Source organism: Puniceibacterium sp. IMCC21224, from assembly GCF_001038505.1.
GTDB lineage: Bacteria > Pseudomonadota > Alphaproteobacteria > Rhodobacterales > Rhodobacteraceae > Puniceibacterium.
This window is the reverse complement of the sequence record NZ_LDPY01000001.1, coordinates 1,977,554-2,002,338: the sequence shown is the minus strand read 5'-3', so window position 1 is coordinate 2,002,338 and position 24,785 is coordinate 1,977,554. Positions and strand designations below refer to the sequence as shown.

The 24,785-nt window shown below is 61.5% G+C and carries 24 protein-coding genes and 1 pseudogene; 14 read left to right on the top strand and 11 right to left on the bottom strand.

Annotation, left to right across the window (positions count from 1 at the left end; all coding sequences use genetic code 11):
• Positions 1-34: 34 nt before the first annotated feature.
• On the bottom strand, positions 35-1,192 hold the full coding sequence (locus IMCC21224_RS09190; RefSeq protein WP_047995097.1) for a M20 aminoacylase family protein: 1,158 nt from the start codon (positions 1,190-1,192) through the stop codon (positions 35-37).
• Between the two features lie 64 nt (positions 1,193-1,256).
• Here IMCC21224_RS09190 and mazG point away from each other — a divergent pair, with 64 nt between their 5' ends.
• The gene (gene mazG, locus IMCC21224_RS09185; protein WP_047995096.1) at positions 1,257-2,066 is read left to right on the top strand and encodes a nucleoside triphosphate pyrophosphohydrolase; all 810 of its coding nucleotides are present in this window, start codon (positions 1,257-1,259) and stop codon (positions 2,064-2,066) included.
• A gap of 146 nt (positions 2,067-2,212) precedes the next feature.
• Positions 2,213-3,214 carry a Fe(3+) ABC transporter substrate-binding protein gene (locus tag IMCC21224_RS09180; protein ID WP_047995095.1) on the top strand — a complete coding sequence of 334 codons (1,002 nt, stop codon included), beginning with the start codon at positions 2,213-2,215 and terminating at the stop codon, positions 3,212-3,214.
• A gap of 283 nt (positions 3,215-3,497) precedes the next feature.
• Here the strand turns inward: IMCC21224_RS09180 and IMCC21224_RS09175 are convergent, their stop codons facing one another.
• The 3 genes from IMCC21224_RS09175 to fabD form a co-directional block, all read right to left on the bottom strand.
• On the bottom strand, positions 3,498-3,728 hold the full coding sequence (locus IMCC21224_RS09175) for an acyl carrier protein (RefSeq protein ID WP_047995094.1): 231 nt from the start codon (positions 3,726-3,728) through the stop codon (positions 3,498-3,500).
• A gap of 221 nt (positions 3,729-3,949) precedes the next feature.
• Positions 3,950-4,687 carry a 3-oxoacyl-ACP reductase FabG gene (gene fabG / locus IMCC21224_RS09170; RefSeq protein ID WP_047995093.1) on the bottom strand — a complete coding sequence of 246 codons (738 nt, stop codon included), beginning with the start codon at positions 4,685-4,687 and terminating at the stop codon, positions 3,950-3,952.
• Between the two features lie 87 nt (positions 4,688-4,774).
• Positions 4,775-5,707 carry an ACP S-malonyltransferase gene (gene fabD / locus IMCC21224_RS09165; protein WP_047995092.1) on the bottom strand — a complete coding sequence of 311 codons (933 nt, stop codon included), beginning with the start codon at positions 5,705-5,707 and terminating at the stop codon, positions 4,775-4,777.
• Between the two features lie 167 nt (positions 5,708-5,874).
• On the opposite strand from fabD, the gene IMCC21224_RS09160 reads away from it, so the two are divergent.
• Positions 5,875-7,077: a cytochrome b/b6 domain-containing protein gene (locus IMCC21224_RS09160; protein ID WP_047995091.1), complete on the top strand. Its 1,203-nt coding sequence runs from the start codon at positions 5,875-5,877 to the stop codon at positions 7,075-7,077.
• 273 nt (positions 7,078-7,350) lie between these two features.
• Here the strand turns inward: IMCC21224_RS09160 and IMCC21224_RS09155 are convergent, their stop codons facing one another.
• Positions 7,351-7,929, bottom strand: coding sequence for a YceI family protein (locus IMCC21224_RS09155; RefSeq protein ID WP_047995090.1), 579 nt, complete (start codon positions 7,927-7,929; stop codon positions 7,351-7,353).
• Positions 7,930-8,196: 267 nt separating this feature from the next.
• Entirely contained in the window at positions 8,197-8,430 is a 234-nt protein-coding gene (locus IMCC21224_RS09150; protein WP_047995089.1) for a hypothetical protein, read from the bottom strand.
• Between the two features lie 269 nt (positions 8,431-8,699).
• On the opposite strand from IMCC21224_RS09150, the gene rpsF reads away from it, so the two are divergent.
• The 4 genes from rpsF to IMCC21224_RS09130 all read left to right on the top strand — a co-directional run bounded on the left by rpsF (position 8,700) and on the right by IMCC21224_RS09130 (position 11,424).
• Complete coding sequence (gene rpsF, locus IMCC21224_RS09145) at positions 8,700-9,101, top strand: 30S ribosomal protein S6 (RefSeq protein WP_047995088.1); 402 nt, start codon at positions 8,700-8,702, stop codon at positions 9,099-9,101.
• Between the two features lie 22 nt (positions 9,102-9,123).
• Positions 9,124-9,351, top strand: coding sequence for a 30S ribosomal protein S18 (rpsR, locus tag IMCC21224_RS09140; RefSeq protein ID WP_007813591.1), 228 nt, complete (start codon positions 9,124-9,126; stop codon positions 9,349-9,351).
• Positions 9,352-9,362: 11 nt separating this feature from the next.
• Positions 9,363-9,974 carry a 50S ribosomal protein L9 gene (gene rplI, locus IMCC21224_RS09135; RefSeq protein ID WP_047995087.1) on the top strand — a complete coding sequence of 204 codons (612 nt, stop codon included), beginning with the start codon at positions 9,363-9,365 and terminating at the stop codon, positions 9,972-9,974.
• Between the two features lie 190 nt (positions 9,975-10,164).
• Complete coding sequence (locus IMCC21224_RS09130) at positions 10,165-11,424, top strand: D-amino acid dehydrogenase (RefSeq protein WP_047995086.1); 1,260 nt, start codon at positions 10,165-10,167, stop codon at positions 11,422-11,424.
• Positions 11,425-11,501: 77 nt separating this feature from the next.
• Here IMCC21224_RS09130 and tig read toward each other — a convergent pair whose 3' ends face one another.
• From tig to IMCC21224_RS09105, 5 genes and pseudogenes are all read right to left on the bottom strand, one after another.
• Complete coding sequence (tig, locus tag IMCC21224_RS09125) at positions 11,502-12,836, bottom strand: trigger factor (RefSeq protein ID WP_047995085.1); 1,335 nt, start codon at positions 12,834-12,836, stop codon at positions 11,502-11,504.
• 259 nt (positions 12,837-13,095) lie between these two features.
• Positions 13,096-14,073, bottom strand: coding sequence for a TonB family protein (locus IMCC21224_RS26465; RefSeq protein ID WP_053078940.1), 978 nt, complete (start codon positions 14,071-14,073; stop codon positions 13,096-13,098).
• Positions 14,070-14,492: a biopolymer transporter ExbD gene (locus IMCC21224_RS09115; RefSeq protein ID WP_047995084.1), complete on the bottom strand. Its 423-nt coding sequence runs from the start codon at positions 14,490-14,492 to the stop codon at positions 14,070-14,072. Before IMCC21224_RS09115 ends, IMCC21224_RS26465 begins: the two co-directional genes overlap by 4 nt.
• A gap of 2 nt (positions 14,493-14,494) precedes the next feature.
• Positions 14,495-14,875 carry a biopolymer transporter ExbD gene (locus IMCC21224_RS09110; protein WP_047995083.1) on the bottom strand — a complete coding sequence of 127 codons (381 nt, stop codon included), beginning with the start codon at positions 14,873-14,875 and terminating at the stop codon, positions 14,495-14,497.
• Positions 14,872-15,567: pseudogene (locus tag IMCC21224_RS09105) on the bottom strand (MotA/TolQ/ExbB proton channel family protein); the annotation flags it as partial. The gene IMCC21224_RS09110 and the pseudogene IMCC21224_RS09105, both read right to left, overlap by 4 nt.
• A 270-nt stretch (positions 15,568-15,837) precedes the next feature.
• Here IMCC21224_RS09105 and IMCC21224_RS09100 point away from each other — a divergent pair.
• From IMCC21224_RS09100 to IMCC21224_RS09070, 7 genes are all read left to right on the top strand, one after another.
• Entirely contained in the window at positions 15,838-16,953 is a 1,116-nt protein-coding gene (locus IMCC21224_RS09100) for an alpha-hydroxy acid oxidase (protein WP_047995081.1), read from the top strand.
• 54 nt (positions 16,954-17,007) lie between these two features.
• On the top strand, positions 17,008-18,117 hold the full coding sequence (locus IMCC21224_RS09095) for an ABC transporter substrate-binding protein (protein ID WP_047995080.1): 1,110 nt from the start codon (positions 17,008-17,010) through the stop codon (positions 18,115-18,117).
• Complete coding sequence (locus IMCC21224_RS09090) at positions 18,114-19,172, top strand: iron ABC transporter permease (RefSeq protein ID WP_197089187.1); 1,059 nt, start codon at positions 18,114-18,116, stop codon at positions 19,170-19,172. The genes IMCC21224_RS09095 and IMCC21224_RS09090 overlap by 4 nt, the downstream gene beginning before the upstream one ends.
• Positions 19,172-19,963 (top strand): ABC transporter ATP-binding protein, encoded by a 792-nt coding sequence (locus tag IMCC21224_RS09085; protein WP_047995079.1) that lies wholly within the window; start codon positions 19,172-19,174, stop codon positions 19,961-19,963. Before IMCC21224_RS09090 ends, IMCC21224_RS09085 begins: the two co-directional genes overlap by 1 nt.
• Positions 19,947-20,750: an alpha/beta hydrolase gene (locus tag IMCC21224_RS09080; RefSeq protein ID WP_053078938.1), complete on the top strand. Its 804-nt coding sequence runs from the start codon at positions 19,947-19,949 to the stop codon at positions 20,748-20,750. Before IMCC21224_RS09085 ends, IMCC21224_RS09080 begins: the two co-directional genes overlap by 17 nt.
• A 151-nt stretch (positions 20,751-20,901) precedes the next feature.
• The gene (locus tag IMCC21224_RS09075; RefSeq protein WP_047995078.1) at positions 20,902-22,287 is read left to right on the top strand and encodes a YncE family protein; all 1,386 of its coding nucleotides are present in this window, start codon (positions 20,902-20,904) and stop codon (positions 22,285-22,287) included.
• 238 nt (positions 22,288-22,525) lie between these two features.
• Positions 22,526-24,781 (top strand): TonB-dependent siderophore receptor, encoded by a 2,256-nt coding sequence (locus tag IMCC21224_RS09070; RefSeq protein WP_047995077.1) that lies wholly within the window; start codon positions 22,526-22,528, stop codon positions 24,779-24,781.
• Positions 24,782-24,785: the final 4 nt, after the last annotated feature.

Genomic DNA, 24,785 nt, shown 5'->3' with positions numbered 1-24,785 from the left:
GCACTCAATCACCTAGCCGCCCGGGGCGCAAGCCTCACTCTGGCGGCTGCAACCGCGCGATCAGTTCAGCAAAGAACGACGCGCCATAGGGGGCGGCGGCATCATTGAAATCAAATTTTGGATGATGCACCGACGGCCCTTTGCCCTGCCCCAGAAACAGAAATGCGCCAGGGCGGCTGTTCAGCATATAGGAAAAATCCTCGGCTCCCATCTCGGGCGCTAAATCGTCGATCACCTGGCCTGACACTGACCGCGCCACCTGAACCGCCAACTGCGTCTGCTCGGCGTGGTTGACCGTCGGCGGGTAATTCCGCTCATAATCCACCTCAGCCGTGACACCATAGCTGGCCGCCTGCCCGGCAGCGATTGCACGCAAACGCGCCTCGGCTAGATCGCGCAAATCAGCGTCAAAGGTGCGCGTCGTGCCTGCAAGTGTCACCTTTTCGGGGATAATGTTGTGGGCCGTGCCACCATGCACCTGGGTCAACGATACCACTGCGGCCGCCAGCGGATTGGCATTGCGCGACACGATGGTTTGCAGTGCCTGCCCGATGGCCAGCGCGCAGGGCATCGGATCGCTGCAATCCTGCGGATAGGCGGCATGCCCGCCCTTGCCACGCACCGTGATGGTCCAGTCATCCACCGCCGCCATGATCGGCCCCGGCCTGGTGCGAAATTCGCCCAGATCGCCAAACGGATCGGTGTGCAGGGCATAGACCTGATCTATGCTAAACCGCTCCATCATGCCCTCTTCGACCATGATGCGCCCGCCGCCAATCGTCTCTTCGGCAGGCTGAAAGATCAGCGCCACGGAGCCGCTGAAATTTCGCGTCTCGGCCAGATACCGCGCCGCGCCCAGCAGCATCGTGGTGTGACCATCATGGCCACAGGCATGCATCCGGCCGGGGATGGTCGACGCCCAGTCCGCCCCGGTCTCTTCCGCCATCGGCAGCGCATCCATATCAGCGCGCAAGCCAGTGACAGGCCCCGGACCACGCCCACGGATCACCCCCACCACGCCACTGGTCGCCAACCCCTGGTGCACCTCGTCGACACCAAATTCGCGCAGCTTGTCTGCTACAAATTCAGCCGTCTGATGACACTCCAGCCCCAGTTCAGGGTGTTGATGCAGATGACGCCGCCATGCGGTCATATCTTCGGCGAATTCTGCAATCCGGTTGATGACTGGCATGGCTGGACTCCTTGCTTGTGATGTCCCATCCCTGACGCAGATACCAGTTTCGAGAGGCCGCGCAATGACAGACGCCCTGATCCACGACCCCAAAGGCGGGATGCCACGCCTGATCGAAATCATGCGCCGCCTGCGCGATCCTCAGACCGGCTGCCCTTGGGATATCGAGCAGGATTTTGCCTCGATCGCGCCGTACACCATCGAAGAGGCCTATGAGGTTGCCGACGCGATCGAGCGCGCGGCTTGGGACGAGCTAAAGGGCGAATTGGGCGACCTGTTGCTGCAATCGGTCTATCACACGCAGATGGCGTCCGAGGCTGGGTTGTTCGATTTCAACGATGTGGCCAATGCCATCGCAGACAAGATGGTGGCACGTCATCCTCATGTCTTTGGCGATGAAAGCAACGCCAAAAGCGCCGAGCAGCAAACCCATGACTGGGAGCAGATCAAGGCGGCGGAACGTGCCTCCAAGGCGGAAACCGGTGTGCTGGACGGTGTGGCGATGGGATTGCCTGCGCTGATGCGGGCGGTCAAGCTACAGAAACGCGCCGCACGTGTCGGGTTCGACTGGCCAACAACGGACGAGGTAATCGACAAGATTGTCGAAGAAGCACAAGAGCTGCGCGAAGCTGAGGGCGCGGCCCACCGTGAAGAAGAATTCGGTGATCTGCTGTTTGTCATGGCCAACCTTGCCCGCCATCTGGAGATAGATCCCGAGGCCGCACTGCGCGCGGCCAACGCTAAATTCACCCGCCGCTTTGGCTCGATCGAGGCGGCGCTGGCGGCAGAGGGGCGCAAGCCTGCCGACAGTGACCTTGCTGAGATGGACGCACTCTGGGACGCCGCCAAAGCCGCCGAAAAGCGCGGAGACTAGGGGCGGATTTCTGCGAACACCGCCTGCTGGTGCGTTAAAAATATGCCGATATCGACGCACCGGCATTCTGATTCTTTTTGTCAAGTATTGACCCGACAAATTCAGTCGAGTTTAACTGTGGAAATGCCATATCACAGGAGGTTCCCTTGCATTTTCGCGTCACAACCGCACTCGCCGCCCTAGCTGCCGCCACGCCAGCCCTGGCCGAGGTCAACATCTATTCGCAGCGCCAGCCCGAACTGATCGCACCGATCACCGATGCCTTTACTGCTGCGACAGGGATCGAAACCAACGTGGTATATCTGGATCAGGGCCTGACCGAACGGCTCGAGGCCGAAGGATCGCGCAGCCCGGCGGACATCGTCATGACCGTTGATATTGCCCGCGTTTCGCAAACCGTTGAGGCAGGCGTCACACAGCCGGTCGAAAGCGCCGTGCTGCACGAGAATATCCCCGAGGCATTTCGCGGCGCCGACAACAGCTGGTTTGCTGTCACCTCACGCGCCCGGATCGTCTACGCGAGCAAAGACCGTGTCGCAGATGGTGAGATCACGACATACGAGGATCTGACCGATCCAAAATGGCAGGGCCGCATCTGCACCCGTTCGGGCACGCATCCCTACAACCTTGCGCTGCTGTCGGCGATGATCGCACATCACGGCGCGGATGAAGCCAAGGTCTGGGCCGAAGGCATCAAGGCCAACCTCGCCCGCAAGCCGCAGGGCAACGACCGCGCGCAAGTCAAGGCGATCTGGGCCGGCGAGTGTGACATCGCGCTTGGCAACACCTACTACATGGGAAAAATGCTGGAAGATCCGGAACAGACCGAATGGGCCAATTCGGTGCGCATCGTGTTTCCGGTCTTTGAAGACGGCGGAACGCACATGAACATCTCTGGCGTTGCAATGACCGCAGCCGCACCGCATCCCGAAGATGCTCTGACATTCATGGAATTCCTCGCCTCACCCGAAGCGCAGGCGGTCTATGCTGAAGTGAACTATGAATTCCCGGTCACGCCCGGCGTTCCAGCATCGAAACTGGTTGCCTCGTGGGGGACATTCACACCGGACACGATCAGCCTCGACTCGCTGCCGCCGCTGCGCGCAGATGCACTGCGGATCATGGAAGAAGTCAATTTCGACGGCTGAAAATTCGCCAGCGCGGCGCCTGTTCCCTCCCGGATCAGGCGCCGCGCAACACCAGGACGATAGCGGTGAGAGTGCCTTATTCGCCGCCGCCACACCAGGTACGAACCGGCCAAATTTCTCTCAACACATCACTACTCTCGCCTGCGCCGCGCAGATAAACCGCCCCGCACCTCATCGCCGGGCGAAATCGAAACACCCTATCCACAACGAGCACGAAAAACGGCGCCACCCATCCAAGGGTAGCGCCGTCAGGATTCGTGTGCCGAACCCAAAGATCGGAAGATCAGGCTTCGCTGATGAACTTGACCGCGTCGCCAAAGGTCTGGATGTTTTCGGCGGCGTCGTCCGGGATCTCGATGCCGAACTCCTCTTCAAATGCCATCACCAGCTCGACTGTGTCGAGGCTGTCTGCGCCCAGATCATCGATGAAAGAGGCAGATTCAACAACCTTGCTCTCTTCCACACTCAGATGCTCAACCACAATCTTTTTAACGCGGTCTGCGACGTCGCTCATTCTGTCATCCTCACATCATGTCGGGTTCTAAAACCCTGATTTGCCCTCGCCCTGGCGGGGTGGCGTTCTGTTGCCCTTGCGGGCGGCTGCATTGCCCGCAGTGCGGGATCGGACCGGCAGCCATAGCTGACCCCAGATCCAAAGCTGACGCGCCTATAGCACATGGGACCGCGATGGCAAACGCTTTCCCATGGCCTGCGGCGGCGCGCAGACCACAGGTGTCAAAGCATGGCCATTCCGCCATTCACATGCAAGGTCGTGCCAGTCACATAGGCGGCCTCGGGACTGGAAAGATACAGAACTGCCGCCGCGATCTCGGACGGATCACCCATGCGGCCAACCGGAATTTGGCCCATGATCGCCGTCTTCTGGTCGTCGCTGAGTTTGTCCGTCATCGCGGTGGCGATAAAACCGGGCGCCACGGCATTGACCGTGATGCCACGCGACGCCACCTCATAGGCCAGCGACTTGGACATGCCGACAAGACCTGCCTTGGCGGCGGCATAATTCCCCTGCCCAGGGTTTCCGGTGGCGCCCACAACCGACGTGATGTTGACGATGCGCCCCCAGCGCGCCTTCATCATTCCGCGCAGAACTCCCTTGCTCAACCGAAAAGCCGCAGTCAGGTTCACATCAATCACCGATTGCCATTCGTCGTCCGACATCCGCATAAATAGATTGTCGCGGGTGATACCGGCATTATTAACCAGAATGTCGACGGCCCCCATCGCCTCGATCGCCTGCTTCGGCAACGCAACGACCGCGTCCGTCTCACTCAGGTTGCACGGCAGAACATACGCGCGCTCTCCCAACTCTGCGGCCAGAGCCTCAAGGGGTTCCGTGCGAGTACCGCTGAGGCCGACACTGGCCCCGGCTCCATGCAAGCAGCGCGCAATCTCGGCACCGATACCCCCGGACGCGCCAGTCACCAGCGCTGTCTTGCCACTCAGATCAAACATTCCATATCCTTTCCTGCCGGCCCAACCGGCGCCAAAAAGTTTTTCCAAAACTTTTGAAAAAGTTTTGCGCCACCGGCATCCTCGTACTTACGCCTCGAGTGTCGAACGAATGTCGTCGGGCCCCTGAATGCTGCGCGTTGCAACATCGCGTGCAATCCGCCGGATCATTCCCGACAGCGCCTTACCTGCACCGATCTCCCAGATTTCGCTCACACCCTGCGCCGCCATCCAAGAGACGGATTCGCGCCAACGAACGGCCCCCGTAACTTGGGTAATCAGCAACGACCGGATCGCTGCGGGTGTGTCCACTGCCGCAGCAGTTACATTCGCCACCAGTGGCACCGCAGGCTGGCGAATGTCGACGTCGGCCAACGCTTCGGCCATCACACGCGCCGCTGGCTCCATCAGCGCACAATGAAATGGTGCGCTGACCGGCAGGATCACAGCGCGCCGGGCGCCACGGGCCTTTGCCAACTCTACAGCCCGTTCGACCGCTGCTTTGTGGCCCGAGACAACCACCTGCGCCGGATCGTTGTCATTGGCCGCCGCGCAGATATCGTCCCCTGCCGCCTCGTTTGCGATTTCGGTCACGGTTGCGAAATCCAGCCCCAAAAGCGCCGCCATCGCGCCGACACCAACCGGCACAGCCTCTTGCATCGCGCGGCCTCGGGCGCGCAGCAGGCGTGCCGCATCGGTAATGCTCAGCGCCCCAGCAGCGGTGAGCGCACTATATTCCCCCAGAGAATGCCCGGCCACATACGCGGCGCTGTCGATCCCGACGCCTTCGGATTCGAGCGCGCGCATGCAGGCCAGTGACATCGCCATTAGCGCTGGTTGTGCATTTTCGGTCAATTGCAGCACCTCGGCGTCACCATCCCAGATCAGACCGCTCAGGTTTTCCCCCAGTGCCGCGTCAACCTCTTCGAACACGGCTTTCGCCGCCGGATACGCCTCGGCCAGGTCGCGCCCCATGCCGATGGTCTGCGCCCCTTGTCCGGGGAAAACGAATGCGCGGCTCATGTGAGGCCTCCCTGCCTGTCAGTCTGTCGCTGACTTTCTGACTTAGCGGCCCCAACGCAGGGGTGCAACGTCCAAGGCGCATCGCTGCACCCTGTCTGTGCGACCTTGCGGATTGCCATGGGGGGCGGCGTCGGTAATCTGCGGGCAAACGCGTATCGGAGAGATTCATGCCCCTGACCAACACCACCACCCGCTATGGTGGCGTCGCCAAGACGCTGCACTGGCTCACTGCGCTTGGCATTCTGCTGGCAATTCCGCTTGGGCTCTTTGCCAATGACGCCCCGTTTTCCAACAGCGAGGAACTCGCCACAAAAGCGTTGCTGTTTTCACTGCACAAGACGCTGGGGGTCACGATCTTTCTGATTGCCGTGCTGCGAATCCTCTGGGCCCTGATCCAGCCCAAACCCGCGCCGCTGCATCCCGAACGGCGGCTCGAATCGTTTCTGGGCGAAACCGTGCACTGGTTACTGTATGGCTCGCTGATACTCGTGCCATTGACAGGATGGATACACCATGCGGCTACCACCGGGTTCGCGCCAATCTGGATGCCGTTCGGGCAGTCGCTGCCGTTTGTTCCAAAATCGCAGGGCGTCGCGGACGCAACCGCCGCACTGCACATCATCTTTGAACGCGTGCTGCTCATCGCGCTGGGGCTGCATATCGCTGGGGCGCTGAAGCATCATTTTATCGACCGCGATGCCACTTTGCGTCGGATGTGGCCCGGTTCCACCACAGCGGGTGATCCGCGCCAACGCCACAGGGGACTGGTGCCCATGCTGTCTGCCGTTGTGATGTGGGTTGCCGCACTTGGCGTGGGCGCCGGGCTTGGTGCGTTCCAGCACAAGGCCACTGCGGCACAGGTCGCGATATTGGATGACGCACAGGGCAACTGGCATGTCGAAGACGGGACACTGGCCCTAAGCGTGAGGCAATTCGGATCAGAGGTCACTGGCCAATTCGCCGACTGGACGGCGGACATCCGGTTCACACAACAGGACGCCCCCGGCAAGACCGGCACAGTGTCCGTGACCGTCGCCATCGGATCTCTGACGCTGGGATCGGTCAGCGCGCAGGCGATGGGTCCGGATTTCTTTGATGCAGACCAATTCCCGACCGCCACGTTTACCGCCGATCTGATTAAGTCCGCCGATGGCTACGTGACTGATGGGATCCTGCGCCTCAAGGGGGCCGAAGTGCCGGTAAGTTTACCGTTCCAGCTGCACATTGATGGCGACACCGCAGCGATGCAGGGACAGGTATCGCTGGATCGGCGTGACTTTGCTGTCGGCACCAGCATGAGCGACGAAAGCCAGCTAGGTTTTTCGGTCGCCCTGGATATCGCTCTGACCGCGATCCGGACATCGGATTAAAGTCTAGACCGGGTCGGCTTGCCGCCCCGGTCATGCCTGGCACGCAATTGCCTAGCGCACTTATCCTCCGCTATCTTCAGACGATTCCACCGCCACATCCGTCGGCCTGAGGTGTTACCGCTTTACGATCACTCCGGCAGGGTCGCCTGAGGTCCGAAAGACGATCACCGCCACTAAAATGAATTGGAAAAAGCCCGCCGGACGAGGGTCCGGCGGGCATCATTCGCTAAAAAATCATCGGAGTGCGGGATCAGAGCCGACCCGCTGCCCGGTTCAGTCGGCCTTCATGGCCTCGACCGACAGATTGATTTGCACTTCGTCGCTGATGAACGGCGCAAAGGCACCCAGATTGAAATCGCTGCGCAGCACGGTTGCGGTGGCGCTGAAACCAGCCCAGGGCTTGCCCTCCATCGGGTGATCACCGACCTGGTTCAGCGTTGCGTCCAAGACAACCGGCTTGGTCACTTCGTTGAGCGTCAGATCGCCGGTGATCAGCGCGGTATTCTCACCCGTCACTTCGATCGCGGTCGAGGTGAATGTCACCATCTCGTCATCGGTAGCCGCAAAGAAATCCGGCGACATGAAGTGATCAAACCGCGCCTGCCAGCCGGTCAGCATGGATTTGACCGGAAACGAGACGGTGACCGACGATGCGGCGGGGTCTTCCTGGTCGAACTGGATTTCACCGGCAAAACCGGAGAACATGCCATATCCTGTGGAATAGCCCAGATGGTTGTACTGGAACACAATCTGGCTGTGGCTGGAATCCAGCACATAGGCCTCGGGAGCGGCCTGTACCGTGGTGGCAAAAGTAGTGGCTGCAATCGCAGCGGCTGTGATCAAAGTTTTCATATTCGCATCTTTCTGTGCTGGACGTGATGCGAACGTAGGTGGGTTAGTTGTGACGCCTGCGCAAGCCCGGGTATTCCCGCAGACCCTGTGCATTGACGAACACTCGATCCTGTTGCCTTGCGAAACACCGCTCAAACTCAGACCGCGCAGAATCGGCATGACGGGTACAGCGCTAGCGCAATAACGATCGCCGACCGTCGCTGTGTTGCGGCACCAAGTGACAAAAAATCGTCTGTCCGGCGCCTGTGTCCTACCCGCAGCGCAGGATTACGAGCGTCGGCCGCGCGTGCTGACAAGGCAGCACAAACCACCCACCAGCATCAGTACCGATAACCCCAGCTTCATCAATGTCAGTTCCGGCAGCGCAGCGCCCGACGGAACCATCCACAATCCAAGAGCTGAAAACAGCAACGCCGAACCGGCTACTGCATAGAAAAACCGCCCCACCGTGCCCGGTGCGGCCTGATGTGTCTGTTCTGCTGGGTCTGCACTGACACTCATGTTCCGTCTCCCATCGTATTAACTACAAATTTACATTCGTTAACCGAACCATGCCGACACAAATGGGCACGATTGCGGCGGCAAATGGGAAACACCGCGACCGGGGTGCGGCGGACCGATGAAAGGGCAGTAGCGACTTGTGCATGGGGTGGATGCGTGTATATGAGGCATTCCTTTCGCAAGTATATGAACCGCGCAGTCTCTCGTGGGCAGGCGCGAAAGGATCACAGCCTGTCCTTTGAAATGCGCCCGCAAAGAACGGAGATCACATGCCGCTGTACGAGCATGTCTTTATCGCGCGCCAGGATCTGTCCTCGGCGCAGGCCGAGAGCCTTGTCGAACATTTCACCACAGTGCTGACAGACAACGGCGGTTCTATCGTCCTGTCCGAGTACTGGGGCGTGAAAACCATGGCCTACAAGATCAACAAAAACCGCAAGGGTCACTATGCCTATCTGCGCACAGACGCCCCCGCGACGGCCGTGCAAGAGATGGAACGCCTGATGCGCCTGCATGACGACGTCATGCGCGTTCTGACCATCAAGGTCGACGCCCACGAAGATGGCCCGTCGGTACAGATGCAGAAACGTGACGAACGTGGTGATCGCGGCGACCGTGGTGACCGAGGCGACCGTGACCGTGGCGAACGCCGCGAACGTCGTCCCGCCTGATCTGAGCACAAGGAGCTAAACCATGGCCGCAAAACCATTTTTCCGCCGCCGCAAGGTCTGCCCGTTCTCGGGCGACAATGCACCTGCAATTGACTACAAAGACACGAAACTGCTTCAGCGCTATATTTCCGAGCGTGGCAAGATCGTGCCGTCGCGCATCACCGCCGTCTCGGCCAAGAAGCAGCGCGAACTGTCGCGCGCGATCAAACGCGCCCGCTTTCTCGCCCTCCTGCCCTACGCCGTGAAATAAGGAGCGAAGACATGCAAGTGATCCTTTTGGAACGTGTGGCCAAGCTGGGCCAGATGGGCGACGTCGTCGACGTCAAGCCCGGATACGCGCGCAACTATCTGCTGACACAGGGCAAGGCCCTGAGCGCATCGCCCGCCAACATCGCCAATTTCGAGACGCAGAAAGCGCAGCTCGAAGCACGCAACCTGGAAACCCGCCAGGAAGCAGAAGCCCTGGGCGACCGTCTCGATGGACAGCAGTTCGTCGTAATTCGCTCGGCTTCGGACGGCGGCAGCCTCTATGGTTCGGTCACCACCCGTGACTGCGCCGAAGCCGCGACCGAGGCTGGCTTCTCGGTCGACCGCAAGCAGGTCGTCATCATTGCGCCGATCAAGGACCTGGGTATTCACGACGTTTCGGTGGTGCTGCACCCCGAAGTGACCGTGACCATAGCCCTGAACATCGCCCGCTCGCCCGAAGAGGCGGAACTGCAGGCGGCAGGCAAGTCGATCCAGGAACTGGCAGCCGAAGAAGAGGCCGCTGCAGAGTTCGAGATCGCCGAGCTGTTCGACGATCTTGGCGCTGCTGGAATGGACGACGACGACGATCGTCCCTCGCGTTCGGACGACAACGACGAAGATTGAGGCACCTGCCTCGTTGTCCCTGCGGGGATGGCAGCAACAGCCGCGCGGGCCCACCCCGTGCGGCTGTTTCTTTTTGTGGCGCAGTCTGATGTGCTGTCCACCCCACGACCACCCACAGATGTGTCATCCTTGTGATCGCCGCGACTCCCCGTCACACTGATCCGGAAATCCCAACAGGAGGAGCCGGATCATGAAAGTCGTTGTGATGGGCGCAGGCGTCATCGGCGTCACCACCGCATATTACCTTGCCAAAGGCGGGGCCGAGGTTGTGGTGCTTGACCGGCAGGCGGGTCCGGGGCTTGAGACCAGCTATGCCAACGCCGGTGAGCTGAGCTATGGCATGACCTCGCCCTGGGCGGCCCCCGGTATCCCCGTGAAGGCGATAAAGTGGTTGTTCATGAAACGCCGCCCATTGTTCATCTGGCCACTGATCAGCCCGACTATGTGGAAATGGTCGTGGCAGATGATCCGCAATTGCAACGACGACAGCTATCGCACCAACAAGGGGCGGATGGTCCGCATATCGAACTATTCACGCGACGTGATGCCCGATCTGATCGCCGAGACCGGCATCGACTACGAGGGGCGCGAACAGGGCACACTGCAACTGTTCCGCACCGCCAAGCAGATGAAGGGATCAAAGGCTGATCAGGACATCCTGGCGGAATACGACAGCCCCTACGAGGTGCTGGGCCGCGACGCCTGCATCGCAGTCGAACCGGCGCTGGCCGAGGTGCGCAATAAATTTGTCGGCGGGCTACGTTTGACGGCAGACCGTACCGGCGATTGCCGTCTGTTCACTATCGCGCTGGCCGAAAAATGCGCCGAAATGGGTGTCGAATTCCAATATGGCCAGTCGATCCGGTCCATTGCCATCGAGGATGGCAAAGTTGCCGGGGTCGATACAGAAGTGGCCGGCCGCATCACTGGTGACGCCTATGTCTGCGCTCTGGGCAGCTATGGGCCGCGTGTGCTGAACCCCATCGGGGTTCGGCTGCCAGTCTATCCGGTCAAAGGCTATTCGGTCACCCTGCCCGTCACCGACGATGCCTATGCGCCGCAATCCACCATCATGGATGAAACGCACAAGGTGGCGATCACCCGACTAGGCGACCGCATCCGCGTCGCCGGCACGGCAGAGATTGCAGGCTATTCCAACCGACTGGGTCCACATGCCACCGACACAGTGAAACACGTGATCGGCGATCTGTTCCCCAAGGGTGGCGATATCTCCAAGGCCGAAGGCTGGACCGGGCTGCGCCCGATGACCCCCGACGGCACACCAGTTTTGGGGCCGTCGCGCTATGACAATCTGTTCCTCAACACCGGGCATGGCACGCTGGGATGGACCATGGCCTGCGGGTCGGGCCGCGCCGTTGCTGATGTGGTGCTGGGCAAAACACCCGAGATTTCATTCGAAGGGCTTACGGCCGAACGCTACGCGCGCTGATCCGGCGGCACGGCCCATAGGAACGAAAATGGGCCGCCCCATCGGGCGACCCTGATCTCTGTGTCAGACAGGTGAAATCACTCGTCTTCGTCGAGCGCCTCAACGGCTGCCTGCAACTCTTCTTTGGTGATCTCTTTGTCGGTCACCTGAGCCTGCGAGACGATGTGGTCGATGACCTTGTCCTCGAAAATCGGCGCACGCATTTGCTGCTGCATCTGCTGATTCTGGCGCACGAAATCAAAGAACTGACGCTCTTGACCCGGGTACTGACGCGCCTGGTTCATGATTGCCTGAGTCATCTCGGCATCTGTCACCTCGACCTTGGCCTGCTGGCCCAGTTCGGCCAGAAGCAGGCCCAGACGCACCCGGCGCACGGCCAGCGCGATATGTTCGTCCGACGGTTCAACGGTGTCGTGGTCATGGCCCTGAACGTCAGGGTTTTCTTCGTGCCACAGCTGATGCGCGATCTGCTTGGCTTCGGCGTCGACCAGGCTTGGCGGCAGGTCGAATGTCACCATGCCGTCCAGCACATCCAGCAGTCCACGCTTCATGACCGCACGTGCGGCACCAACGTATTCAGCCTCCAGACGCTCGGAGATCTGAGACTTGAGTCCGGCCAGATCTTCGGCACCGAACTTCTTGGCCAGCTCGTCATCGACTTCGGCCGCGACAGGCATCTTGACCGCCTTGATCGTGCAGGCAAACACAGCGGCTTTGCCGGCCAGATGAGGGGCCTGGTATTCTTCGGGGAACGTGACCTCAACGGCCTTTTCCTCGTCAACTTTGACGCCAACCAGCTGCTCTTCAAAGCCGGGGATGAAGGAGTTCGACCCCAGCACCAGCGGATAATCCTCGGCGGAACCGCCGTCGAACGCTTCGCCATCGACCGTGCCGACAAAGTCAAACGTGACCTGATCGCCATCCTTGGCTTTGGTGCCCTTCTTGCGGTCCTGGAAATCCTGCGCCGTCTCTGCGAGATTGGCCAGCGCCTCTTCGACCGACGCGTCGTCGGCCTTGGCGACCAGACGTTCCAGCTTCACGGTGGAAAGGTCCAGCTCGGGTACAACGGGCAGTGCTTCGTAGGACATGTCGACGTGAACGTCGTCACCCTCTTTCCAGTCGTCGTTGGACATCTTGACTTCGGGCTGGAGCGCGGGACGATCGCCGCTTTCCTCGAAATGCTTGGACATGGCACCGTCGATGCTTTCCTGCATCGCTTCGCCCAACAGCTTCTGACCGAACTGCTTTTTCAGCAGTGGCATCGGCACCTTGCCCTTGCGAAAGCCCTTCATCTCGACATCGGGCTGCGCCTCGGTCAGTTTTTCGGTGACCTTTGCCTCAAGCTCGGCTGCCGTCACGATGATGGCGTAGCTGCGCTTCAGACCTTCGTTCAGCGTCTCAGTGACCTGCATACATTTCCCCATGCTTCTGTGCGGGGCCCCTGCCCCGTCATGTTCCGAATTTCGCGTCTTCTATGCCTCGGGGGCCAAGCGCGCAAGGCGTATTTATGCGCGACGCTCCGCTCTTTCTCTGGTTTGGCCCTGTCCTGGCACAACCTGTCAGCCGCTCTTGGCCACGCGGTCGCCTGCCCACTGGCCGGGACGTAGCTGGGGTCGCAAATGCCATGGCCTTGCATCAATCTGGGGCCACGCGGCCCGCTTGCCAGTCAGATCAGCGCGAGAATTTCATCGACAAGGTGAAGCTATGTGTGCCCTGCGTCAGCCCTCGCGGTGCTGATGGCATCCTGGCGCTGCGCACCGCACTCAGGGCCGCCTGATCCAGTGCCGCATTGCCGGACGAGCGCGAGATGCCCGCGCCTGCCAACCCGCCCGTGCTGGTGACTTTGAGCCAAAGGCCAACTGTGCCAGACGCCCGGCCCGCTGCGCCCGGATACCGTTTGCGACGTTCGACACGCGATCGAATTGATGCACCCCAGGACGCCTTGAGATTGTTTTGCTGCGCTTTGGTCGTAGTCGCGGAACTGCCCGCGCGGGCCTGTCCAGCCTGCGCCCCACCACCTGCCCCGGCGGCGCGTTGACCGGCACTGTCCGCCGATGCCTTGCTGGGTGCCTTGGCTGGTGCCTTTTTGCGAACCGGCTTTTCCCGATTGGTCGGTTTCGGCTTTGGTTGGGCCTTGGTCACCTTGCGGGGTGGTTCTGGAACCAGCCGGTCGGGGCGCACCTGCGGGCGCTCAGAAGCTACGGGCGCCAATTGCGACGTCACCACCTCTGGCTCAGTGTCCGGCACGGGTTCGGGGACTGGCTCGGGTTCGGGTTTTGGCGGCGGTGGCAGCTCTGCCATCGCGGCGTCCGGCAGACTGGGCAAATCGGGCAGTACCATGTCCGGTACTGCGGGCATCTGCATTGTCGGTGCTTCTGTTGGACGGGTCGGCGGCGCGGGCGGCATTTCCACTGCGGCCATATCGATCTGCGGTTCCGGCATATCGGGCGTATCGACCACTTCGGGCGGCGCGAGCCAGTCCTCAACCATCGTCTCGACACTGGCGGTCGAGGCTTCCATCGTCACAAGGTCTTCACCCCCGGCCCCGGAAGAAGCCGACGCCTCAACCGGCGGATTAATGGCAAAGCCAAGCATCATGAGCGCAACCGCGATCATCGCAAAGGCGGGGAGTTCGAAATACGCTCTCATTGCGACACCACCACCAGTTCGACACGGCCAAATCCCAGCCCGCCCAGTACCGGCATTAGCCGCGCAAGTTCGGACCCCGGCACCATGGCATCGGCGCGCAGTTGCAGCGGCGGACGGTCGGCAGGCGTCTCGCAGCCCAGTTCGGCGCACATCACCTCAAGCTCGGCGCTCAGCGCCGCCATCACCGCCTCTTCGCCCTCGTGTTCGCGAAACCCCAACCGCGCATCAGCGGCCAGAAACAGCTGGAGCGTACCTTCGGTGTCACCATCAGCCTGCGATTCGGGCGGCGTCACGGGAAACGGTTCGGGCGGCGTCAGCCGTGCCGATATCAAAAAAAAGATCAGCAGCAGGAACACCACATTGATCATCGGCAGGATATTTTCACCGGTCCTGCGCACCGGAGCAAGGTCGATCTGCATGGCTATTCCACCAGAACCACGCGGCTGAACCCGGCGGCCCCCATCAGGTCAAGCATCTCGACGATACGTTGCAACGGCGCGTCTTCGGCCGGGCGCAGCACGATGATGTCTCCGGGCGTCTCGGTCATCCGGTCAAGCTCGGTTGCCAACACATCAGGGTCCAGCGCCACGCCGTTCAGCGTCAGCCGGTCAGGGTAGACGGTCACAAGCCGCGGTGGCCCGGAATACCCGCCGCCCTGCCCGGCAACGGTCAGGCTGACGGCGCTTTCGGTGCCAAAGCGCGACGCCAGCATAAAGAACACCAGCAGCAGAAACACCACGTCGATCATCGGCGTCAGATTGGGGCGGCGCGGCGCGGGCGGAGAGCCAAAACTCAGACTCATTCGGCAGCTGCCATTGCCCTGCCCTGCGATGCATGAACGGCCACGGCACGCGGCGCCGCAACAGGATCATCCGCAACCACCGGGCGCAGGAAGATGCGCGTGGCGGCGTCCTCCATGTTGTGGCGCATCCGCTCGACCACGCTTTCGAACCATGTAAGGCCAACCGAAGCCGGGATGGCGACGGCCATGCCTGCGGCAGTGGTCAACAGCGCCTCCCAGATACCGCCAGCCAGCGCCGCCGGATCGGCCCGCGCGCCTGCATCCTGCAACGCCTGAAACGCCGCGATCATGCCCAAAACCGTCCCCAGAAGGCCCAGCAACGGTGCAATCGTCGAACACAGCTCCAGCGCCTTGAGACCGCCGCGCAGCCGCGCCAGCTCGGATTTCGCGACACGCTGTGCTTCGGATTCTGCACCGGCCTGCGTCAATGTCGGGTCCAGTTGCGACCGCATCGCCGTCAGCGCAACCCGCGCCCGTGGATTACGGCGGCCGTCCAGCAGGGCAATCGCCTCGGCAAGACGACCAGCAGTCCAGGCGTCGATGGCCCGGGACGTGCGGCGACCGCCGCGCCAGGCCCCCGCCAGAAACAGGCGCCACGTCTTCCACAGAATCAAGGCCAGCGTCAGCACAGCAAGGGCCGCAATCGCCCAGATCGACGGCCCGCCAAGCACAAGGAAATCCAGTGCCTCGGCAAAAGTCGGGCCAAGTGATTCTCTGGCATGATCAAGATAGGCGTCCATATGTCGGTCCCTGACGTTCTGAGTAATCAATCGAGCAATCTGGGTTGCACGGGCCGTTTCTACCCTCGCGCTGCCTGTCGGGAAAGAAACTTACTGTTATAGTAAGGATTGTCAAGACAACCCACGCGCGCTAATCCATACAAACGGGCGGTTTGTATATCAACGGCGCTTTGCCCGCGTGGGTGCTGCGGCGATGGGCAGGAACAGGCAGGTTTTCAGGTGATGGACACAAATAATGCTGACCTCGTCCTCACCTCTCTGGGGGATTATGCTGCGGCCGCCGCGCAGCTTATGAACCCGATGGCTGCCGCCTATTTTCTCGGCGGGGCAGCGGAAGAAATAACTCTGACGCAGAATCGCCGGGTGTTCGAGCGGATCGGCCTGGTGCCACGGGTGCTGACCGGCAAAAGCGGCGGCTCGACCGCGCTAACGCTGCTGGGGCGCGATCTGGCACACCCCGTGATTCTGGCCCCGGTTGCGTTTCAGCGACTGGCGCATCCTGACGGCGAAAGCGGCACCGCTCAGGCTGCCGCCGCGCTGGACGCGCTGATGGTGCTTAGCTGCCAATCCTCTGAACCGCTCGAGGCTCCGGCCAATGTGGGCCGCACCTGCCGCTGGTTCCAGATCTACATGCAGCCTGCCCGCGCGGCCACGCTGGCCTTGGTCCGGCGGGCCGAAGCCGCGGGATATGAGGCGATCGTGGTGACGGTAGACGCACCGCTCAGTGGGGTTCGCAACCGCGAGATGCGCGCCGGTTTTCAGCTGCCCGACGGCATATCTGCGATCAATCTGCATGGGTTGCCAAACCCGCCTGCGCCACCCCTGCCCCCAGGAGGCAGCGCCGTGTTCGATCAGTTCATGACGCAGGCACCCAATTGGGGCGACATCGCCTGGCTGCGGGGCGAAACGCGGCTGAAACTGGTGCTAAAGGGCATCCTGCACCCAGACGATGCCCGTCGTGCGGTCGATATCGGCGCTGATGGGCTTATTCTATCGAATCACGGCGGGCGGGTGCTGGATGGAGCAATGCCCGCAGTGACGCAGCTGCCTTCAATTTCCACCGCTATCGAAGGGCGGGTGCCATTGCTGGTGGATGGCGGAATCCGGCGCGGGACGGATGTGCTCAAGGCGCTGGCCTTGGGTGCGTCCGCCGTTCTGATTGGCCGACCGATTGTCGAAGCGCTTTCGGTAAAGGGCGCGCATGGTGTCGCACATGTGCTGCGCCTGCTGCGTGATGAGCTGGAAATCACCATGGCGTTGTGCGGCTGCAATCGCCTGAGCGACATCACGCCCGCACTTTTGCGCGACGTTGATGCTTTGCCGTCGCTCAATTATTGACTGTTTTACTCAAGATTTATAGACAGTGCCAAACAGGATCAAAAGGTCAAGGATATGGGACGTTTCCAACGTGGCCTGAGCGCAGCTGCAATCACCTTTGCACTGGCCTTGCCGCTATACGCCGCACCAATCACGGTGACCGATGCTGCCGGGCGGGTCGTTACCCTGCCCGGCCCGGCACAGCGGGTCGTTCTAGCCGAGGCACGCCAGATTCCAGCGCTGTCGATTGTCGCAGCGGATTTTGACCAGCGGATCGCCGGGCTGGCGGCTCTGAAACGGTTTGATACCGAATTGCAGCGCGACTATTTCGCAAGATTCCCGGCGTTGGCTGCGGTACCGCAGGTCGACGGTGATCGACTGCCCTCGGCGGAAAAGATCATCGCTGCCGGGGCGGATCTGCTGATCCTCAGTGGCGGATCGGATTCGGTCGCCAACTCGGCCGCCTTGGCCGAAATGCTCGAATCGGTTGGTATTCCAACGCTGTTTGTCGATTTCCGTGCGGATCCCTATGCCAACACTGTGCCGTCGATCCGCGCACTAGGCGCCGCACTTGGCCACCCCGAGCGCGCCGAAACTTATGTTGACTATATCGAGGCACACCGACAGCACATTCTGGATCGCATCGCCGAGGCGCAACCTGAACGCCCCACGGTGTTCCTGCAAATGCAGCCGCAGGTCGATGGTCCGCTGACCGCCCCCGGCGCTGCCGGCGTTGGTGCCATGATCGAAGCCGCCGGCGGGCGCAACATTGGCGCAGAGGTGGTGCCGGGTATCTTTGGGCCGCTCAGCGCCGAATATGTCATCGCGGCGGACCCGCAGGTCTGGATCGGCACAGGTGGCACGCATTTCGGCATCGGGCGCGGCATCGTCACCGGCCCCGATGTGACGCCTGACACCGCGCGCGCGTCGATAGATGCGTTTCTGGACGCCGCTCCGATCATCAGCGGCTTGTCGGCGGTGCGCACCGGGCGGGCCTACGGGATCTGGCACAATTATCTCAACACTTCGCTCAATATCGTCGCGCTGGAAATGTTGGCGACGTGGTTGCACCCCAATCTGTTCGCTGACCTGTCGCCCGAGGCAACGCAGGCCGAAATCAACCGCCGTTTCCTGCCTGTGCCGCTAAACGGCACGATGTCGGTGCATCCGGGAGCGACTGAATGAGCGCGATGACCGACGCCGCCATCACCCCCGAGGCAATCCTGGACCAGCACAGCCGAACCCTGCGGCGGCGGGCGTTGCTGGTGGCCGCAATTGGTGCGCTGGTGGTGCTGACTTTTCTGCTGGATCTGTTCACCGGGGCCACGATGATGTCGCCATCCGCTGTCCTGAAGGCGCTGTTTGGCACGTCCGATGTGCCGACCGATGCGTTGATCGTCTGGAACGTGCGCCTGCCACAGACGCTGACCGCGCTGCTGGTTGGTGCCGCGCTGGCACTGGCGGGGGCCGAGATGCAGACTATCCTCGACAATCCGCTGGCCAGTCCGTTTACGCTGGGCGTGTCGTCGGCGGCATCGCTTGGGGCGGCGCTGGCGCTGATCGCCAATGTGTCGCTGCCCTGGCTGCCGATCAGCTGGCTGGTGCCGGTTAACGCTTTTGTCTTTGCCGCAGCTGCCATGCTGATCCTGCAATTTGTAGCATCTAGACTGGGGCGCGGCCCGGGCACCATCGTATTGCTGGGCATCGCGCTGGTCTTTGGCTTTAATGCGCTGGTGGCGCTGCTGCAATTCACCGCCTCGCAAAGCGCGTTGCAAGAATTTGTGCACTGGACGCTGGGCAGCCTGTCGCAGACAAAATGGAGCCAGCTTGCCGTTCTGGCGGTTTGTCTGGCCGTCGTCGCCCCGTGGTCGATGGCCAGCAGTTGGCAGCTGACCGCACTGCGGTTGGGCGAAGATCGCGCCCGCGCGCTGGGGATCGACACGGGCCGTCTAAGGCTGGCAGCACTGCTGCGGGTGACGCTACTGGCGGCCATTTCAGTCGCCTTTGTCGGTACCATCGGATTTATCGGGCTGGTCGCGCCACATATCGCCCGACTGGCTGTCGGCGAAGATCATCGGTTCTTTCTACCGGCAAGCGCGCTGGTCGGGGCGGCGGTGCTGCTAGCATCCTCAACCCTGTCCAAGGTACTGATTCCCGGCGTGCTGTTGCCAACGGGCATTGTCACATCGCTGGTCGGGTTGCCGGTGTTTCTGGCGCTGATCCTGCGGCGGGGCGCGTGATGGCAAACGGTCTGAGCATTCGCAACTTGCACCTGCGGCGCGGCGGAGCCGAGGTGCTGCGCGGCATTGACCTGCCGACGCTGCCACCCGGCAGCCTGACCGCGCTGATTGGTCCAAATGGCGCCGGCAAGACGACGCTGCTGCAATCGCTGGCTGGCCTGCTGCCCGCCTCGGGCGCGGTTTCCCTAAACGATGTCGACCTGTCGCAGATCGGCCGCCGCGAACGGGCGCAGCTGGTTGGTTACATGCCGCAATCCACGGAACAAAACGCCGAACTGTCGGTGCTGGATGCGGTCCTGACCGCATTAAGGGCCGCGCCGGGTGGATCTGCACCCGATCAGGCGCGGAGACAGGCGGTGGCGATGCTGTCACGGCTGGGTATCGCCGATCTGGCGCTGCGCCCGTTGTCGCGCCTGTCGGGCGGACAACGGCAACTGGCCGGGTTGGCACAGACGCTGATACGGCAGCCCAAGGTATTGCTGCTGGATGAACCGACCAGCGCTCTCGATCCTCGGCGCCAGTTCGAAGTGATGGAGATCCTGCGCGATGTGCTGACCTCATCTCAGGCGCTGGGGATTGTGGTGCTGCATGATCTGGAACTGTCGTTGCGCTGGGCCGACCGCATCGTGCTGATGCAGGCGGGTCAGGTGATCGCAGCCGGCCTGCCCGAAGAGGTGGTGACACCGACCACGCTGGCGCGTGCCTATGACGTGCAGGCGCGGGTCGAACGCTGTTCGCGCGGGTTCCTGCATGTCCATACCGACGGGGTGCGCCATGCCGACGCCTGCTGACATCCGCCATGCCCCGGCGCAGACCGACCTGTGGCAGGGGCCACATCCAACGCATGACCTGAGCCAGCGCATCCTGCCCCGAAGCGATGCCACCGATCTGCGATTGTTTATCGCGCGACCACTGCGCCCCGAAGGTCCGGTGCTCTATATGCTAGATGGCGGGGCGCTGCCGCCGCTTCTGGTGCCGGATCTACTGGCGCGCCACCCCGGCGTTGCCGTGATCGCCGTGGGGTATGACACCCCCCGCGCCTTTTCTCCGGTTGACCGCTATCGCGACTATACACCGACCCTGTTGCCGGATGAGACAGCCAACCTCAACTATGCCACTGGCAACGCGCGGGTCTTTTCAACACTGCTGACAGGCGATCTGCGCCAAAGCGCCGAAGCCGGACTTGAGATTGATCCAACGCGCCGCAGCCTTTGGGGGCATTCAGTCGGCGGGTTGTTTACCCTGACGCAATTGCTGACCGCCCCCGAACAATTCGCCGGGTATGTTCCCGCCAGCCCGTCCGTTTGGGCAGCTGAAGCGACAATCACTGCCTTGGCAATTGCCGCCCCACCACTGGGACGTCGCCAGTTGCTATGCACCATGGGAGACAACGAAAGCCGCTCGGGCGCGCCGCCCCTGCAACGCCCCGCGCCGGCGCCCGCAACGTTACGCCTGCTGGACCGGCTGGAACAGCGCGGCGATCTGACGATGCGGCAGACGGTTTTCCCCGGCGCGCAGCACGGTCCCGCGCTGGCGCTGTCGCTGCCGCACGCGTTGGAGGCCGCAACCCGGATCTGACCACCCCATTCGGAAAGGCACCGCCCTGGCCCTTTCCTGCCGGATCGTTCCGGCACCGACCGAGCCACAGATATTCTGAAGCAAACAGGGCCCCCGACCATCGAACCTGCCACCCGGCAGGTGCCTGCTTCATATCAAAGGATACCTCTCCATGATCACCTCTATCCGTCCCGCTCTTTTGGCGCTGCTGCTGGCCACCACCGCCATGACCGCGCAGGCCCAGGACACGTTTAACAACCTTGATACCGGGTATGGCGCACGGCTGCGCGCCGGACTGGCAGACGGTCAGGGTGCAGTTGTCGCTGGCTCGACCGCGCAGATCAGCGCCCAGGGTCTGACACCGGGTCAGACCATGATATTGCGATTGAACGGGCTGGCGCTGGCCGATGGCCAGAGCTTTGCCGCCGATGACAAAGGCGAGCTGAGCGCCGATATCACCATTCCCGACACCGCCGCGCCGGGCACCTATCCGCTGGTGGCTGAATTCGCCTCGCCCGCCTATAACGCGATTGTCGAGATGAAGGTGTCGCCGGTACTGGCGGATCTGGGCATGGACAACTTCGCCATGACCTCGAAACAGCTTGAGGGCGGGCTGTATGAGGCGGCCTATTCCCAGCAGCAAAATGCGCTGTATGTCACCTCGTCCACCGGGCGCGGCGTGTCGGACTTTTCGGCACTTTACAAGCTGGACCCCGACACCCTCGATATCCTGGCGCAGGTCACCCCCCCGGCAGCCCCGGCGCGTGACGATGGCCGCGCACCCGGTGTCATTGGCGTATTCGGCATCACCGTCTCCGATACAGAAAATCAGATCTGGGTCACAAACACCCGCGTAAATACTGTCGCAGTCTATAACCCCGAAGATCTGTCGCTGATCAAACAATTTCCCGCCGGACTGGCGCAGCACGCCCGCGGCGTTCTGGTGCATGACGGCAAAGCCTATGTCGGTCAGGTCTTTACCGGTGAAATCGCGGTATTTGACACCAAGACGCTGGAACCTGCCGGTGTGATTGAAATCACCTCAAAGCTGCGCGGGCAGGATTTCGGCATCGGTGCGATGGCTCTGGATGCTACAGGCAACCGGCTGGTGGTGACAAGCTTGGCATCGAACGAGGTGGCAACCGTCGATCTGACATCGGGCGTGGTCACGGATGTCTTTGCGACCCCTGTCAAAGGGGCAATCGGCGTCACCTATGATCCGGCGACCAATCAGGCCATCGTCACCGGCCAGCAAAGCGACAATCTGGCATATGTCGATCTGGCATCGGGCGACATTGTCAGAACCGTAAGCGTGGGCGCTAACCCGCTGAACGCACTGGTGGATCCCGCATCCGGGCTGACATTTGTATCCATTCGCCTCGCCGACCGGCTGGTGGTCCTGTCGCCCGAGGGTGAGATTGTCGCCAACCTGCCCTCTGGCAGCCGCCCCAATGCCATGGCAACAGACGGCAAAGGCGAGGTGTTCCTGGTGAACAAGGCTGCAGGACAGAACGATGACGAAGGCAATCTGATCACGCGAATCAGCCTTATCGATTGATGCCCTGATCCGTCACACTTGATCTGATCACAGCCTGGGCATGTCCCGGGCTGTGTCACTGTTGCAGCGCAGCGCAGCGCAGAGAAAAGCCGCATTATTATCAGAATATTACAAAGACCACTTGAAATTGTCAGGTATTGTTTTACACCGACCGGACCAGCCAGCCACACGCGGCCTGCATCCGCAGCGTCCCTAAGCAAGCAGAATCACTTTTCTCATTCTGCCACCGGGGATCACCATGACAGACCTACCAATTCCGACCACACGCGCACCGATCAGATCGTGGCGCCACGACACCGCGCGAAACGGGCGCACCCTGACCACCGCTTTTGGCCTTGGGCTGTCCGCTGCGGCTGGCCTGTCGATGCCAGCCGTTGCGCAGGACACCACCGGCGCCACAGAAATCGACGCGATCCTGGTCGAAGGCCAGGACGGCGAAGCGCCGCTGAACGTCGAATCTTCGGCGGACAGCCGCTTTACCGCGCCGCTGCTCGACACCCCCAAGACTGTGACTGTGCTGCCCGCAGAACTGCTCGAAGAGCGCGGGATCACCACGCTGGAAGAGGTGTTCCGCACCACCCCTGGCATCAGCATGAACTCGGGCGAAGGCGGCACACCGAACGCCGACCGGCCGATCATCCGTGGATTCAGTGCGGAAAACAGCGTTCTGGTCGATGGCATGCGTGACCCCGGCGCGCAAAGCCGTGGCACGTTCAACCTTGAACAGGTCGAAATCGTCAAAGGCGCGGATTCGGCGTTCAGCGGACGCGGCGGCGCTGGCGGCAGTATCAATCTGGTGTCCAAAACCGCGAAGGATTATGAATTCACTCGCGGCAGCCTGACCTATGGCACCGACCAGACCGCCGGCGCGACGCTGGACAGCAACTTTGTCCTGTCCGACACCATCGCGGCGCGTATCAACCTGATGAAACAAAGCGGCGGCATCGCCGGGCGCGACGACGTCGAAGAAAGCTCGTTCGGCGGAGCCGCAACAATCTCATTCGGGATGAACACTCCTTTCCGTTCGACCCTGTCCTACAGCCACTATGAAGAGGACAATACCCCCGACTACGGCATCCCATGGATTGCGGGCACCGGGGACCTTGCCGATGTGGATTACGACAACTTCTATGGCCTGTCGGATCGCGATTTCCAGGAATCCAGCAACGATTCCGCCACCATGCGGTTCGAGTATGACCTCAACCCGACACTGATGATTTCCAACACCACACGGTTCACCAAATCATCGCTGGAATACATCGCCACCAACCCGGACGACAGCGCCGGCAACGTGGCAAACGGCTATGTCTGGCGCTCAGTGAAATCACGCGGCTCGGAAACCGAATCCTGGTACAACCTGACCGAACTCACCGGTACAGCAACCACTGGGCGGCTGCGCCACAGCTTTGCCCTTGGGGTCGAGATCAGCAAAGAAGAGAGCACAAACGCAGGCTATTCGGTCGACACCGATGCCGATCCGCTGGATCCCAACAATTCCAGGAACTGTACCGCGGCGCTTGTCGGGGCGGCATCGAACTATAACTGTACATCGCTGTTCAACCCCAACCCCGGCGATCCATGGTCGGGTTCCGTTGCCCGGTCGACATCGGCGACCACCGGCTCGGCGGAGACCCTGTCGATCTTTGCCTTCGACACGATCGAGTTCAACGAAAAATGGCAGGCGAACTTTGGTCTGCGCTACGACAACTTCCATGTTGAGCGCGAAACCGCAGGTGGACGCGGTGGCCCCTACAGCGGAGAGAGCGATTCCGAATTCTTCACCTATCAGCTGGGCGCCGTCTACAAACCACGTCCAAACGGCAGCATCTATCTGAGCTTTGCCACAGCTGCGGAACCTGCGGGTCTGTCCAACGGTGAAGGCGGCGATAACCTGTCCACCGCAGTCGAGGATCTGGATCCGGTGCGCACCACCAGCCTGGAACTGGGTACCAAATGGGACCTCTATAATGGCAACCTGTCGCTCAATGCTGCCATTTTCGAGAACAAGACCAGCAATGCCCGCGTCAGCGACAACGGCGTGACCAAGAACCTGGGTGAAAACCGCGTGCGCGGGTTCGAATTGGGCCTGGCCGGCAATATCAACGATCGCTGGACGGTGTTCGGCGGCTACACCTATCTGGATGCGGTCATCATCGACGATGGCGACGGCAGCAATGCGGGCAACGAATTCCCCAACACGCCCAAGCACAGTTTTAACGTCTGGTCGACTTACGAGGCGACGCCGCAACTCACTCTGGGCGGTGGCGCCACCTATCGAAGTTCGCAGTTCGGCGACAGCGCCAACACCCGCGAATTTGACGGGTTCTGGCGGCTGGACGCGATGGCGCAATATCAGTTCAACGACAAGGCGTCGCTGCGGCTGTTCATCAACAACCTGACCGACAACCGCTATATCGAGAAATCGTACAGCACCCACTATGCCACGGTTGCGGCTGGCCGCTCGATCAACCTGACCGCAAACTTCGAATTCTGATTGC